This is a genomic window from Yeosuana marina (assembly GCF_011762485.1).
GTDB lineage: Bacteria > Bacteroidota > Bacteroidia > Flavobacteriales > Flavobacteriaceae > Yeosuana > Yeosuana marina.
In genome coordinates this window covers 15,277-29,291 of record NZ_JAAKGI010000005.1, presented here as the reverse complement: position 1 = coordinate 29,291, position 14,015 = coordinate 15,277, and the positions used below count along the sequence as shown (strand labels likewise).

Below are 14,015 nucleotides of genomic sequence, written 5' to 3'. Positions count from 1 at the left end.
TGAAATTTTAAGAAGATTTTTATGATTCTTATCATTTCTTACTGAACAAAATGCTTTAATTTTGCTACTCCATTTACAAACAACATATCATGTTAAATAAACTCACCAAGATTCTTTTTTCAACACGTCTTACTGCCATTTTATTTATTGTTTTTGCTGCTGCTATGGCAACAGGGACTATTTTAGATGCAGGACAAAGTACTTCACCAACACCTTACACAAGAACATTAATTTATAATGCTTGGTGGTTTGAAGCTATTTTTGTCTTTTTCATTATAAATTTTTCTGGTAATATTTTTAGATATCGATTGTACAAAAAAGAAAAATGGGCAACTCTAACGCTTCATTTAGCATTTATTTTTATAATTATAGGTGCTTTTATTACTCGATACGCAAGTTTTGAAGGAATGATGCACATTAGAGAGGGAGCTACCGAAAATACATTTTTATCAAAAAAAACATATATAACAGCTTATATTGATGGCGATTATAAAATAGACGGAGTTCCGCAGCGACTACCAATTGAAAAAGAAGTAGATTTTTCGCCTCGTTTAAACAATACCTTTTCTATAGATACTAAATACAATCAACAACCTGTAAAAATTGATTTAGAAAATTTTGTTCAAGGAGCTGAAGAAGATATTGTTCCAGATGAAAATGGTGATAATTATTTAAAAATTGTTGAAGCAGGAGCAGGAGGAGCTGAAAATCATTATCTGAAAGATGGTCAAATGATGCTTATTCATAATGTGTTATTCACGCTCAATTCCCCTACAGATGGGGCTATTAATTTTAAATATAGCGATGATGATGGCCTTTTTATAAATTCACCATTTGATGGTCAGTATATGACTATGGCTACTATGGCAAAAGGCGTCTTAGTTAAAGATAGTTTACAGCCTTTAAAATTGCGTTCAAGATACGTTATAGGAGGGATGCAAATGGTATTTCCAAAACCTGTTATTAAAGGAAAGATCGGAGTTGTGCAAAAATCTAAAATGCTAAACACAAAAGATGAAGACGGGGTTATGCTTAAAATAGCAACGAAAGGAGAAACTAAAACAGTTGCTGTACTCGGCGGACCCGGAATGAGTAATCCTTTTAAAACCGTTAAAATTGGTGGGTTAGATATTCACCTTCGCTACGGTTCGAAAACACTAGAGTTACCATTTTCAATTAAACTTAACGATTTTGAGGCTGAACGCTATCCAGGAACGACTCGAGGATATTCTTCTTATTCAAGTAAAGTAACCGTTTTAGATAAAGAAGGCGGAAATTTTGATTATAAAATTTATATGAATCATATATTAGAACTTCATGGATATCGATTTTTTCAATCCAGTTTTGACGGAGACGAAAAAGGGACTGTTCTTTCTGTAAACCATGATTTTTGGGGAACTTGGGTAACCTATATTGGTTATTTTATGTTGTTTTTCGGATTGATGGCTATTATGTTTAGTAAAGGAACGCGCTTCAAATTATTGGAAAAGCAATTGAACAATATAAAATCAAAAAAATCAAAACTCTTAGCTGTTTTATTGATTGCGTTTGGTATGAATGCGTTTTCACAAGGTCATTCAGATGATGATGGGCACATGCATTTTGCCCCTACAAAAGCACAGATAGATTCTGTGTTAACAGCTAATATTACTCCTAAAGAGCATGCCGATAAATTTGGATATTTGGTCATTCAAGATCTTAGCGGTCGTATGATGCCGGTTAATACCTATGCTTCTGAAATGCTTAGAAAGCTAAGTAAAAATGATGAATATGAATCGTTTGATGCGAATCAAATATTTTTATCCATACAAGAAAGTCCTATGCTTTGGTATAATGTGCCGATTATTTATTTAAAAGCAAAAAAGGACGACTCTATTAGAAAACTTATCGGTATTGGGAAAGAGGTAACATATGCGTCACTATCAGATTTCCTAACAGATGAAGGCCAATATAAATTAGCCCCGTATCTTGATGAGGCTTATAAGGCGCAAGTACCTAATGCCTTTCAAAAAGAATTTAAAGAAGCAGATCAGCGTGTTAATTTATTGTTTAATACGATTGAAGGGAAATCTCTAAAAATATTTCCAGTTCCTAATGATTCAAACAATAAATGGATTGCACCTGCGGACTATAAAACAGGAAAATATAAAATACAAGACTCTCTCTATGCAAACTTTGTAAATAATGGTTTTAGAGCTTATTTATATACGTTAAATGAAGCTAAAAAATCTGGTAATTTTGCTGAAGCCGATAAACTTTTAGAGGCCTTCAAAAAAACGCAACATCAGTATGGTTCACAGGTAATGATAAGCGATAATAAAGTAAAAACTGAAGTTCTTTATAATAAATACGATATTTTTAAAAGGTTATTCAGTTGGTATATGTATGCCGGTACTTTAATGTTTGTTTTTCTTATTGTTCAAATTTTTAAAAGCAAAAGCAAACCAGTTAAAATAGTAGTTGATGTATTTAAGTATACCATCGTCGCACTGTTTGTTTTGCATACTCTCGGACTCATAATGCGTTGGTACATTTCTGGCCATGCGCCGTGGAGTGATGCTTATGAATCTATGATTTATGTAGCTTGGGCAACAATGCTTTTCGGATTATTATTTGGTAGAAAAAGTGATCTTACCATAGCAGCAACGGCTTTTGTAACGTCCATAATATTAATGGTTGCACATTGGAACTGGATGGATCCGGCTATAGCTAATTTACAACCTGTTTTAAATAGTTATTGGCTTAAAATTCATGTGGCTGTTATTGTGGCGAGTTATGGACCTTTTACTTTAGGAATGATTTTAGGTTTCGTATCCTTGTTTTTAATGATTTTTACCAATAAAGATAATAAAGAGAAGATGTTACGTAATATTAATGAAATTACAATCATTAATGAAATGTCTTTAACAATCGGATTGGTTATGCTTACTATTGGTAACTTTTTAGGTGGTATGTGGGCTAATGAAAGTTGGGGACGATACTGGGGTTGGGATCCTAAAGAAACCTGGGCGCTAATTAGCATCATGATATATGCTTTTGTAATCCATATGCGCTTAGTTCCAGGACTTCGTGGACGTTGGTTCTTTAATCTTATGTCAATAGCTGCGTTTGCAAGTATTATGATGACTTATTTTGGAGTTAACTTTTACTTAGCCGGTTTACATTCTTACGCAAGCGGAGATCAAATAGTAAGTGTAAGGTTTATTGCTATAGCTGTTGGTTTTCTTGCTTTAGTAGGTTATTTTTCACATCGAAAATTTTCTAAATTTTATAAAAAATAGGTTGTAATTATTAAATAAATAAAGAATACATGTATAGGTTAAACAAGTTTTAATAGATACATGTATTCTATACCAAATAAAAAAGCCAAACCAAAGCTAATAAGTGTTCCAATAAGGATATATTCTGTTAATTTTCGGTCTTTAGATTTAGATAAATCACCAAACCTAAAAACAGATTTGGCTGCTAGTAAAAATCCTATTCCTTCCCAATAATGAAGAGCGATAAACGCAAATATAAATAAACGCTCCAGCATTCCTATATAAGCACCAGCATCTTTTAAGGAATCCTTATTAGTGTTATCTTCAAGATACCATTTTGATATAATGGTTTTCATTATAATTGACGACACTACGGTTACTCCCAATATGTTAGTTATAAATAATAAAAACTGTGAATTATATATTGTTTCTATTTTAAAACTGTAGGGTTCATACATATTAACCACAATGGCTATAATGGCGAGATGAGCTAGTTGGTCTAGCGTAAAAAGCAATCTTGTATTTAATTTAGAATTAAGAAGATGAAGTTTAATGAGGTCAATACTGTAATGAGAAATCACAATAATAAGAATACCTAACCAATAATTGATATTTGCTTGTAATACCAAGAGGAGAGCTCCCAAATGCACTAGAATATGCCAATATAAAAATTTAGATTTGTGTTTATGCTTTTCTTTATGGATTACCCATTTTTCTGACTGAAAAAGAAAGTCACCTAAAAAGTGGGCTAGTATAAGCTTTATAAATAAAGTTAGCATACCGTTTTTATTTGAGAATTATAGTAGTGTATCATTTTTAAAATTTCGTCAAAGCCACTACGTTTAAGCCCTTGACTAATATTTCCTTGTGTTTTATTAAAATGCTTAGCAAGCTCTTTTTGGTTTAAATCAGGGTTTTCAAGAGCAGCTTTTACGAGTTTAGCTGTTGTAGCTGTCCAATTATTCATGGTTAATTGAGCTAATTCTAACATGATATTTATTTGAATATCAAAGGCTGTAAATGGAGATTTTATGGCTAATGTGTTCTTTTTTAATTGTTCAAAACACTCACCAGAATTAACAAAAGCAGTTCCGTTGGCTTCTGTTATTTTTTCAGAAGTATATATTTTGTCACCAATACCAATTGCTATTCTAACATCTGTATTTTTAAATTGTTTTATGGTAGCTTTGATTAAAATGCCAGTTTCTAAAGCATTTTCTGGTTTTATCTCTAATTGAAAACTATCGCCTCTATAAATCTCCCATTGCTTAGGCTCATTTCCACAATTGTTTAAAACACCTTTTAAAGCATTCAGCCAATTTTTAGGATTACTTTCTTTTGAATTGATAATATCTCCTGTTATAATGCTTGTCATTTTAAGAATCTTGTTTATCAAATATATTTCTTTTTTATTTAAAAACAAATATTATTAGTTAAATGACTAATAATAACAAATATTAGCTTAAAAGATTATAAATAAAAATATTAGCTTTAAAGATTATATGTATGCTTAAATAGCGTACTTAAGGAAAACGTATTCTAGTTGTCTTTATTTCCATGATTTAAAGTTTTAAATTGAAAACAAAAAAAGGAGTTCAAAATTTGAACTCCTTTTTGCTATTATAATTAAAGATTAATTACATGTGAACGTCTAAGTGGTGGTGTTCATCAATTAGTGGTCCACCTTCAATAATTTGTTGAGATGCTTCATTAGCAAATTTCTCAAAGTTTAAGTGGAATGAATGTGCTAATTGAATAGCTTTGCTAATGTATCCGCCTTTTTGTAACCAAGTATTCATTGGATCTAACATTTCAATTGGTACATTAGGACAATATTTAGGCATAAACAATCCGAAAATTGGGTGTTGATCAAACTCAACGTTTTCTAAACTTCCTTTAAGAATTTCTGTAATCATCGCTCTTGTATATTTAAGCTTGATACGAGAACCAACTCCGTGAGGACCACCAGACCATCCAGTGTTTATTAACCATACATTTACACCAGCTTCAGTCATTTTTTTACTTAACATTTCAGCATAAACAGTTGGGTGTAATGGCATAAAAGGAGCGCCAAAACAAGCTGAGAAGGAAGGAACAGGTTCTGTAATTCCTGCTTCAGTACCAGCAACTTTAGCAGTATAACCAGAAATAAAGTGGTAAGCTGCTTGACCAGGAGTTAATTTTGATACTGGAGGTAATACACCAAAGGCATCACAAGTTAAGAAGAAAATGTTTTTAGGATTTTCTGCATATGAAGGCTCTTGTATATTGTCAATATGATAAATAGGATAGCTTACACGAGTATTTTGTGTAATTGATCCATCCATATAATCTACCTCACCATTCTCTTTTATTACAACATTCTCTAAAAGAGCACCTGGTTTGATAGCTCTAAAAATATCTGGTTCTTTTTCTTCAGTTAAATCAATAACTTTTGCATAACAACCACCTTCAAAGTTAAAGATGTTGTTTTCAGCAGTCCAACCGTGTTCATCATCACCAATTAATTTTCTGTTTGGATCAGCAGATAAAGTAGTTTTTCCAGTTCCAGAAAGACCAAAGAAAATAGCAGTATCACCTTCTTCTCCAACATTTGCAGAACAGTGCATTGGTAATACATTTTTATCTGTTGGTAAAATCATGTTTAAAGCAGAGAAAATACCTTTTTTAATTTCACCTGTATAAGCAGAACCACCAACTAAAGCTATTTTTTTTGTGAAATTTAAGATAGAGAAATTTCCTTGTCTGATTCCGTAACCTTGTGGATCTGGACATTCATAATTAGGAGCACAAAGTACTAACCAATCTTCTTGAAAATTTTCTAATTCTTTAGTAGAAGGACGTAAGAACATATTAAAGACAAACATACTTGACCAAGGTAGTTCAGCAATAGTTCTAACATTCATTTTGTACTTAGGATCTGCACAAACAGAACCATCTCTTACGTATAATTCTTTACCAGATAAATAGTTTTCAACTTCAACTTGTAATCTATCAAAGTTTTCAGGAGAAACTGGTTTATTCACTTTACCCCACCAAACTCTATCTGCTGTGTAATCATCTTTTACAATAAAGCGATCTTGAGGAGATCTACCTGTAAATTTTCCTGTGTTTACAGCAAGAGTTCCGTTAGATGTTTCTTCTCCCATTCCTTTTTCTACCGTGATTTTTTGAAGTTCTTCAGGTGATAAATTCCAATGAGCTTTAACATCTTTTAAACCATACTTTTCTAAGTCTGTATTTAATAAGGTTGTTGATTCTTTCATTTTGTTTAAGTTTTAAAAATTAATTTGTGCCTTTATAGGCTTCTGTTTTTGGTTTCTTTTTTATTTACATGGTAAAATTACTATCACAATCCATTAATATTTATGATAAATATCATACTTTTCGCTTGGCATTCATTTTTCAATAATTATCATTTTTCACATCTTTTAAATTAAAAAAACTTGAACGAAAACGTGAGAGTAATATGGAGTTTTTAACAATCAAACCTTTTTTTATATGATTTTCTGTTTCATGATAAGTTTTTTGATGTGAAAAATCATAAAAATTGAATTTTAAAGCGCAAAAATTATCAAGTTTGCATTATAAATAGTACTTTAATTTAACCAACTTTATAATAAATTATTGCTCTATTATAAATAATATAAAACAAAATAAAAAATGAAATTAGATATTCTTGCTATTGGTGCGCATCCAGATGATGTAGAGTTGGGTTGTGCAGCCACTTTAGCAAAAGAAATAGCAAACGGTAGTCAGGTAGGTATTATAGATTTAACGCGAGGCGAATTAGGTACCCGTGGAACGGCCGAAACTAGATTTGAAGAAGCCAATAATGCAGCCGAAATATTAGGAGTTAGTGTAAGAGTTAATATGGAATTTGCAGATGGTTTTTTTGTAAATGATAAAACGCATCAATTAGAGCTTATTAAAATGATTCGTAAGTTTAAACCAGAAATTGTTATTTGTAATGCGATAGACGATAGGCATATTGATCATGCAAAAGGAAGTCAATTAGTATGCGATGCTTGCTTTTTAAGCGGCTTATTAAAAATTGATACCAAATTAGAAGATGATGACAAATGGCAAGAGCCTTGGAGACCAAAACAGATTTACCATTATATACAATGGAAGAATTTAGAACCAGATGTCGTGGTTGACGTTTCTGGATTTATGGATAAAAAAATGGCTTCAGTGATGGCTTACAAAACACAATTTTATGATAAAGACAGTAAAGAGCCTATTACCCCGATAGCAACTAAAAACTTTACAGATAATATCAAAAATAGAGCGATTGATATGGGAAGACTCATTGGTACTGATTATGGAGAAGGATATACTGTAGACAGATATATTGCCGTAGATAGTCTGTTTCACTTAAAATAGAATTGCTATTTGCTATGTTTTAGCGGTTTAAGTTTTATTTTAATAAGCCACAGTTTGAACTGATATATTTTAGACAGATTATAATTAAAATTAACTTTAAAATTTTAATAAAAATCTTTGTAGAAAAAATGAAATCAGTTACATTTGCACACGCATTGAAAAATGCGCTACATGGTGGTTGTAGCTCAGCTGGTTAGAGCATTGGTTTGTGGTACCAAGGGTCGCCGGTTCGAACCCGGTCTTCCACCCAAAAAAGCAAAGCCTTTCAATTTCTTGAAAGGCTTTTTTTGTATTTGTTGTTAAAATGATTTTTTTGGACTTATCGTAGTTCGGCACCAAGTTCTTTTTCAAAATTACTTTGAAGCGTATTCATTATTTTGTCTATTTGCTTATCTGTTAAAGTTTTGTGTTCGTCTTGAAGCGTGAAACTAACAGCATAACTCTTTTTTCCTTGTGGTAAATTTTTACCTTGGTACACATCAAAAAGACTTACGTTTTTAAGTAATTGCTTTTCTGTTTTATTGGCAATACTATAAATGTCTTTAAAACTTATGTTGTCATCTAATAGCAAAGCAAAATCACGACGTACTTCAGGATATTTAGGAATTGCTTTAAATAAGATTTTATTTCGTTTTACTATATCTAAAACGGTATCCCAATTAAAATCTGCAAAAACGATTTCTTGAGAAATATCAAAATGCTTTAGAATAGATTTTTTAACCAATCCAAAGCTAACCAATTTCATTTTACCTAAACTTAATTCTAATCCTTCACTAAATAAATCACTAGTTATAGGAGATTCTTGAAATCTTGAAATGCCTACACGCTCTAAAATTGAAAAAATAGTACCTTTTAAATAAAAGAATTCACTTTTTTTATTTGAAGATAACCAGCTATCACTATTTTGATTTCCTGTAGAAAATAAGGTTAAATGTTTGTTTTCTATATGTTTACCATTAAAATCATGATAAGTTTTACCAAATTCAAACAATTTTAAATCAAGTTGTTTTCTATTGAGGTTGTAGGATACGGATTCCAATCCAGAAAATAATAAAGATTGTCTTAAAACGGACAAATCATTACTTAGAGGATTCAAGATTGTGATATTGTGTTCTTCCTTTAATTCTTCACTCAAGCTTATATAGCTTGGCGTTGTTAAAGAATTAGCTAACATTTCATAAAACCCTTGAGAGGCTAATTGATTTCCAACAATATTTTGAATTTTATGATCTTCAAATCTTGTAGAACTAGAAATAGAAGCATTTAATTTTTCGGTAGTCTTGATGTTATTGTAACCATAAACCCTCAGAATTTCTTCAATTATATCAGCTTCTCTTTGAACATCATTTCTGTACGCAGGAACCGTTAAGCCTAGTCCTGTTTCAGTAACGTTATTAACTTTAATCTCTAAAGAGGTTAAAATGCTTTTTATAATGTCTTTAGGAATTTCTTCACCAATCAATTTTTTGGCATTATCAAAACTTAAGCGTACTTGAAAATCTTCAATTTTATTAGGATAAAAATCTACAATATCAGATGTAACTTCTCCACCAGCAATTTCTTGAATTAATAATGCAGCGCGTTTTAAAGCAAGTTCTGTCATATTAGGATCAATACCACGTTCAAATCTAAAAGAAGCATCTGTATTTAATCCATGGCGTTTTGCAGATTTTCTAATACTTACTGGATTGAAATAAGCACTTTCTAAGAAAATACTTGTTGTTGACTCAGAAACACCAGAATTAATGCCACCAAAAATACCCGCAATACACATAGGCTTTTCGGCGTCACAGATCATTAAGTCTTCTTCAGATAATGTTCGTTCCACACCATCAAGGGTGATAAATTTAGTACCTGCTTTTACAGTTTTAACTTCAATTTTATGTCCTGTTATTTTTACAGCATCAAAAGCATGAAGCGGTTGTCCTAAATCATGCAATACATAATTGGTAGCATCTACTATATTATTTATGGGTGTTAAGCCTATGGCTTTTAAACGATGTTGCAACCATTTAGGAGACTCACCAACTCTAAGTCCGGATATGGTAACACCGCAATAACGAGGTGCTAATTCTTTGTTTTTTACATCAACATCTATTTTTAATAGTCTATTATCTACATGAAAAGCACTAAGAGAAGGTGTAATCAGTTCTAAAGAAATATCCTTTTGCAACAAGCCTGCTTTTAAGTCTCTTGCTGCACCTAAATGACTCATGGCATCAGCTCTGTTTGGTGTTAGTCCAATCTCAAAAACATGATCGTTTTCAATTTCAAAAACTTCGGAAGCTAAAGTTCCAACGGCAATAGTTTCATCTAAAACCATAATGCCATCATGTGATTGTCCCAAACCAAGTTCGTCTTCTGCACATATCATTCCATGACTTTCTTCGCCTCGTATTTTGCCTTTTTTTATAGTCCAAGACTCTCCTTCGGCAGTATATAAAGTTGTTCCAATGGTGGCAACAGGAACTTTTTGCCCCGCAGCAACGTTAGGAGCTCCACACACAATTTGTAAAGGTGTTTCACCACCAATATCAACAGTTGTTAATTTTAATTTATCGGCATTTGGGTGTTTTACGCATGTTAAAACTTTACCAATTACGATGCCTTCTAAACCTCCTTTTACAGATTGATAAGTTTCAATGCCTTCAACTTCAAGTCCTAAGTCTGTAAGTAACTCTCCTGTTTTTTCTGGTGTCCAGTCTATCTTTATAAACTGCTTTAACCAATTGTATGAAATCTTCATTTTCTATTATTAAATAAGGTTGCAAAGATAACAATACAAAACAGTAATAGAAATGTTAAATTATTTTTTATTGAATAAATATCCGTTTGTAAGCTTTAACTTTAATACTAATCATTTACAGTTTAATTTTCATATAATTTTCATAAAATGAAAACCATTATTATTGCCTCCGATTTTTCAAATGAAGCAGAAAATGCTACAAAATATGTTATAAACTTAGCAAAGGAAACAAGTGCTAAATTAATTATTTTTCATCTTCATAAAATCTCAATTCATGCAGAAAACGCTAGACTTTCTTTTTCGGTAATTCAAAGTTCAATAGAACAAAATCATAAAAATGTAGAAAACAGAATTAAAACCCTTTCTCTAAAACATGGTATAGCTATCGAAGCCGATTGGGCTATGGGTGATTTTTATCAGGAATTACAATTGTCTATTGACCGTCACCAAGCGGATTTGGTTGTAATGGGAATGGATGATAAGTCTTTAGAGCAGGATTTGTTGGGGAGCACAACCACAGAGGCCATTCATAAAATTGAAGTACCAATTTTAGCCATTCCTTTGAAAGCTAAATTTACAGGAATAAAAAAAGTATTGTTTGCTTGCGATATTGAAAAAGGTGTGGCAGTTGATGTTTTGGAAAAAGTGAAAGAAGCCGTTTTAAAATTTCATGCTGAGCTAGAAGTTTTTCATGTGAGTAATAATCTGAATAAAATAGAGCAAGACAAAAATGAATTAGGTGGTATTAATGAGGGTTTCAAAGATATAGAGTATATGTATAAAGAAGTTCATTCTGATGCCGTTATCCAAGAAATTAAAGACGAAATGAAAAGAATCCATGCAGATTTGCTCATTATGGTGCCTTATAAATATGGTTTTTGGTCGTCCTTAGTTCATAAAAGCAAAACTAGAGTCATGATTTCTGGAATGGACATACCTTTATTATCGATTCACGCTTAGTTTTTAGTTAAAATAGTATCATACAGTAAATAGTTTGTTCAGTATTTCATTCATTTTTAAATTTTTATACTAATTGTAAAAGTGTTAATTAACACTTTTTAACAATGGCTTTAACAAAACACTAACAAGAATATAACTTATTAGTAGCTAAATTGTTAGAGTTAAATAATAAATCAATCAAAAAATGAAACTAAACAGTATTACAAACTTTATTACATTAGCATTTTGTGTATTAAGCTTAAACACATTTGCACAATTAAATACGCCAAGAGGAAGTCAAAGAGCAAGCGTATCACAACGAGTTGGAATTACCGACATTACAATTAATTATTCAAGACCCATTGTTAATGGTAGAGAAATTTGGGGTAAACTAGTGCCTTACGGTATGAATAACTTAGGTTTTGGTACTGCTAAAGCTGCACCTTGGCGAGCTGGAGCAGATGAAAATACAACCATAACATTTACCGATAATGTTATGGTTGAAGGAAAGCCCATTCAAGGAGGAACGTATGGTTTTTTTGTAGAAGTAAAACCAGATAATAAGGCGACCATTATTTTGTCAAAAGATGCTAATGCGTGGGGAAGTTTTTTTTATGATAAAAACAATGACGTTTTACGGGCCGATGTTGTAACAAACGATGTACCTCACAAAGAATTGTTGACTTATGAGTTTAATACGGTAACGCCAACATCAGCAAGTGTGTCGTTAATTTGGGATAAAAAGGAAATTCCTTTTACCATTGAAGTGCCTGTTAGTAATATAGTTTTAAACAGTATTAGAGAAGAGTTGAAAGGACAAACCGGTTTTCTTAGACAAAATTGGGAGCAAGCTGCCAATTATGCATTAAATAATGGAGGCGATTTAAATGAGGCTTTGGGCTGGATTAATGCTGCTATTGAAGGGCAGTTTTTTAGCCAGAAAACATTTAATAATCTAGCTATTAAAGGTCAGATATTGAATAAACAAGGAAAATCTCTTGAATATGCTATGCTTATGGATGAAGCATCTGAAATGGCTAATAAAAATCAGTTAAATACGTTAGGGTATCAAATGCTAAACGCAAAAGATTATGAGCGTGCTTTAAAATGTTTTAAAACCAACATAAAGAATAATCCAAAAGACCCCAATGGATATGATAGTTTGGGTGAAGCTTATAAAATAATGGGAGATAAACAGAAAGCAATTAAATATTTAAAAAAGGCATTATCGTTAAATCCACCCGCTAATGTCAAAGCAAATTCAGAAAAGCTTTTAGGGGAATTGAACGCATTATAATAACAATCAAATCGATCAAAAACCGAACCATTAAGTTTTTGGCCTGATGAAAGTCAGGCTTTTTTTATTCTTCGAGATTTTAAATTATTTAACTATGTATAATTTGTTGCTCTGCGTTAAAAACGTTTAGATGATTCATTCCCATAGTAATAGCTTCTTTATTTAAAGGAATAAGGTGATGGTACCGTTCAGAAAGCGATTTTTTTAATCCACTTAAAACATTTTCAAGTTTCACTATAGGTTTTATCTTTAGGAAAGCACCTAGAATAATCATATTAAACACTTTTTTATTGCCCATTTCTGCCGCTAATTTAGCGCCTTCAATCTGATAGATTTTAATATCTGTTCTTGTTGGATGATGTGAAATTCCGTTAGTGTCGTAAAGTAAAATACCACCTGGCTTAACAGTGCTTTCAAATTTATCCATAGATTGTTGATTCAAAATGATGGCAGTATCGTACACTTTTAAATATGGAGAACTTATTCTCTCATCACTTAAGATAACCGTAACATTTGCAGTTCCACCTCTCATTTCTGGTCCGTATGAAGGCATCCAACTAACTTCCTGATCTTGCATAATACCCGAATAGGCTAAAATTTTACCCATTGATAAAACACCTTGACCACCAAACCCTGCTATAATTATTTCTTCAGACATGATACTTATTTTAATTTACCATTTACTTTAATATCACCTAACGGGAAGTAAGGAAACATATGTTCTTCCATCCAAATATTAGATTCATTAGGAGTCATTTTCCAACCAGAATTACAATTAGATACAATTTCGACAAATGAAAGTCCTTTTTTTAAGCGTGTATTCTCAAAAGCATTTCTTATGGCTTTTTTAGCTTTTCTAACGTGTTTATGGGTATGAACAGATTGTCTTGTCACATAATAAACACCCGGAAGATTCGCTATTAATTCCGTTATTTTTAAAGGGCTACCCATATTTTCGATATCTCTCCCGTAAGGAGACGTAGATGTGTGCATACCTTCTAGAGTAGTTGGAGCCATTTGTCCTCCTGTCATTCCATAAATACCATTGTTAATAAAAATGATGACGATATTTTCTCCTCTGTTACAGGCATGTATTGTTTCGGCAGTACCAATAGCAGCAAGGTCTCCGTCTCCCTGATAGGTAAATACATATTTTTCGGGCCATGTTCTTGCAATTCCTGTAGCAACTGCTGGTGCACGACCGTGTGCTGCTTGTGTCATATCAATATTCATAAAATCATAAGCCAATACCGAACAACCAACAGGTGCAACGCCAATAGTATCTTCTACAATACCCATTTCATCAATAACTTCCATGGTTAAATTATGTGCAGTACCATGACCGCAACCCGGACAATACGACAAAGTCGTATCTGTCATGAGTTTA

The 14,015-nt window shown here is 32.0% G+C and carries 10 protein-coding genes and 1 tRNA gene; 5 read left to right on the top strand and 6 right to left on the bottom strand.

Annotation, left to right across the window (positions count from 1 at the left end; translation table 11 throughout):
• Positions 1-89 precede the first annotated feature (89 nt).
• Positions 90-3,281, top strand: coding sequence for a cytochrome c biogenesis protein (gene ccsA, locus G5V56_RS07300; protein WP_166963381.1), 3,192 nt, complete (start codon positions 90-92; stop codon positions 3,279-3,281).
• 38 nt (positions 3,282-3,319) lie between these two features.
• On the opposite strand, the gene G5V56_RS07295 is transcribed toward ccsA, so the two are convergent.
• From G5V56_RS07295 to pckA, 3 genes are all read right to left on the bottom strand, one after another.
• The gene (locus G5V56_RS07295; RefSeq protein ID WP_166963379.1) at positions 3,320-4,039 is read right to left on the bottom strand and encodes a DUF3307 domain-containing protein; all 720 of its coding nucleotides are present in this window, start codon (positions 4,037-4,039) and stop codon (positions 3,320-3,322) included.
• Positions 4,033-4,635, bottom strand: a complete 603-nt coding sequence (locus G5V56_RS07290; protein WP_166963377.1) for a SatD family protein — start codon at positions 4,633-4,635, stop codon at positions 4,033-4,035. Before G5V56_RS07290 ends, G5V56_RS07295 begins: the two co-directional genes overlap by 7 nt.
• A gap of 262 nt (positions 4,636-4,897) precedes the next feature.
• Positions 4,898-6,526, bottom strand: a complete 1,629-nt coding sequence (gene pckA / locus G5V56_RS07285; RefSeq protein ID WP_166963375.1) for a phosphoenolpyruvate carboxykinase (ATP) — start codon at positions 6,524-6,526, stop codon at positions 4,898-4,900.
• Between the two features lie 397 nt (positions 6,527-6,923).
• Between pckA and bshB1 the strand changes: the two genes are divergently transcribed.
• Positions 6,924-7,646, top strand: a complete 723-nt coding sequence (bshB1, locus tag G5V56_RS07280; RefSeq protein ID WP_166963373.1) for a bacillithiol biosynthesis deacetylase BshB1 — start codon at positions 6,924-6,926, stop codon at positions 7,644-7,646.
• 173 nt (positions 7,647-7,819) lie between these two features.
• Positions 7,820-7,895, top strand: a tRNA-His gene (locus G5V56_RS07275).
• 70 nt (positions 7,896-7,965) lie between these two features.
• Here G5V56_RS07275 and pheT read toward each other — a convergent pair.
• Complete coding sequence (gene pheT / locus G5V56_RS07270; RefSeq protein WP_166963371.1) at positions 7,966-10,392, bottom strand: phenylalanine--tRNA ligase subunit beta; 2,427 nt, start codon at positions 10,390-10,392, stop codon at positions 7,966-7,968.
• A gap of 147 nt (positions 10,393-10,539) precedes the next feature.
• On the opposite strand from pheT, the gene G5V56_RS07265 reads away from it, so the two are divergent.
• Positions 10,540-11,352: a universal stress protein gene (locus tag G5V56_RS07265; RefSeq protein ID WP_166963369.1), complete on the top strand. Its 813-nt coding sequence runs from the start codon at positions 10,540-10,542 to the stop codon at positions 11,350-11,352.
• Between the two features lie 184 nt (positions 11,353-11,536).
• Positions 11,537-12,628, top strand: coding sequence for a DUF2911 domain-containing protein (locus G5V56_RS07260; protein ID WP_166963367.1), 1,092 nt, complete (start codon positions 11,537-11,539; stop codon positions 12,626-12,628).
• Positions 12,629-12,716: 88 nt separating this feature from the next.
• Here G5V56_RS07260 and G5V56_RS07255 read toward each other — a convergent pair whose 3' ends face one another.
• Both G5V56_RS07255 and G5V56_RS07250 read right to left on the bottom strand, forming a co-directional pair.
• The gene (locus tag G5V56_RS07255) at positions 12,717-13,286 is read right to left on the bottom strand and encodes a 2-oxoacid:acceptor oxidoreductase family protein (protein ID WP_166963365.1); all 570 of its coding nucleotides are present in this window, start codon (positions 13,284-13,286) and stop codon (positions 12,717-12,719) included.
• 5 nt (positions 13,287-13,291) lie between these two features.
• Positions 13,292-14,008, bottom strand: a complete 717-nt coding sequence (locus tag G5V56_RS07250; protein WP_240911241.1) for a thiamine pyrophosphate-dependent enzyme — start codon at positions 14,006-14,008, stop codon at positions 13,292-13,294.
• Between the last annotated feature and the right edge of the window lie 7 nt (positions 14,009-14,015).

Coding starts and splice junctions, on each gene's coding strand:
- ccsA (WP_166963381.1), top strand. CDS start 90: ATGTTAAATAAACTCACCAAGATTCTTTTTTCAACACGTCTTACTGCC.
- G5V56_RS07295 (WP_166963379.1), bottom strand. CDS start 4,039: ATGCTAACTTTATTTATAAAGCTTATACTAGCCCACTTTTTAGGTGAC.
- G5V56_RS07290 (WP_166963377.1), bottom strand. CDS start 4,635: ATGACAAGCATTATAACAGGAGATATTATCAATTCAAAAGAAAGTAAT.
- pckA (WP_166963375.1), bottom strand. CDS start 6,526: ATGAAAGAATCAACAACCTTATTAAATACAGACTTAGAAAAGTATGGT.
- bshB1 (WP_166963373.1), top strand. CDS start 6,924: ATGAAATTAGATATTCTTGCTATTGGTGCGCATCCAGATGATGTAGAG.
- pheT (WP_166963371.1), bottom strand. CDS start 10,392: ATGAAGATTTCATACAATTGGTTAAAGCAGTTTATAAAGATAGACTGG.
- G5V56_RS07265 (WP_166963369.1), top strand. CDS start 10,540: ATGAAAACCATTATTATTGCCTCCGATTTTTCAAATGAAGCAGAAAAT.
- G5V56_RS07260 (WP_166963367.1), top strand. CDS start 11,537: ATGAAACTAAACAGTATTACAAACTTTATTACATTAGCATTTTGTGTA.
- G5V56_RS07255 (WP_166963365.1), bottom strand. CDS start 13,286: ATGTCTGAAGAAATAATTATAGCAGGGTTTGGTGGTCAAGGTGTTTTA.
- G5V56_RS07250 (WP_240911241.1), bottom strand. CDS start 14,008: ATGACAGATACGACTTTGTCGTATTGTCCGGGTTGCGGTCATGGTACT.